This is a genomic window from Bacillus sp. JJ1127 (genome assembly GCF_036965845.1).
Taxonomy (GTDB): Bacteria; Bacillota; Bacilli; order Bacillales; family Bacillaceae_G; genus Bacillus_A.
Genome location: NZ_JBALQK010000233.1, coordinates 2,405 through 3,179 on the forward strand (window position 1 = coordinate 2,405; position 775 = coordinate 3,179).

The 775-nt window shown below is 32.8% G+C and carries 1 protein-coding gene; it reads right to left on the reverse strand.

The features are described from left to right. Window positions 1-77 precede the first annotated feature (77 nt). Complete coding sequence (locus V7183_RS20690) at window positions 78-635, reverse strand: hypothetical protein (protein WP_335360676.1); 558 nt, start codon at window positions 633-635, stop codon at window positions 78-80. Window positions 636-775 lie beyond the last annotated feature (140 nt).

Consider the following 775-nt stretch of genomic DNA (forward strand, 5'->3'; position numbering starts at 1 on the left):
TTCTATGCATGAATAGATGCTCTCTCCCACCCAAAAAGAGGGGGGACGTCAGTTTTTTAATTGATGTATATATATTACTATTTAACTTTGATTAATGTTTCTACACGTGTAGTCTTATTTTCTTTAATTGTCAAAATAACATTTCCAGCTTCTTTAAATGAGTAAGGAGAAATTCGATACACTTCTTTTATTTTATATTTTTTATCGATTTCTGTTGTTGATGTATTTGTTATTAAAGATATGTTAGGCTTCCAAGTTTCTTTTTTTCCAGAAGGATAGTTTATTATAATCTGAGGATTTTTTAAATGAAGTGATTCCCAAGTAACAAAATACAGTTCAGTTTCGGTTTCTTTTTTTATTAATTGTTCGGAGAAATAGCCGAATTCTCCAATATTACCTAAAACAGTATACGGTTTGTTGCCTAACTTAATGTCTAAAAAGGCGGGCTGATAAGTAGCTGCATGATAAATGCCGTAAGAAAGTGACAAGACGGAGGCAACTACAAGTCCAATTATAAATTTCTTTAGGCTGTTTCCTTTGAAACTAGTCATCATAGCGGAATTTGGTGCAAATTTTTGCGCGAATAAAAAGAGAAGCAAAATGAATAAGAGTGAACAACCTATGAAAATATACATGCTTCTTATGCACCTCCATTTAAATTATATATATTCATTTTGATTTTCCAACATATAAGAGTCGCGGCTATGAAGAACAAAAGGTGACCGGCACTCGTTTTCTCTCTTTGTTTTCACTCGGCATGGGGCAGGAAAAGGAT

What these genes read in the sequence shown, in the direction of transcription:
- V7183_RS20690 (WP_335360676.1), bottom strand. Translation starts at nt 635, where the DNA reads ATGTATATTTTCATAGGTTGTTCACTCTTATTCATTTTGCTTCTCTTT.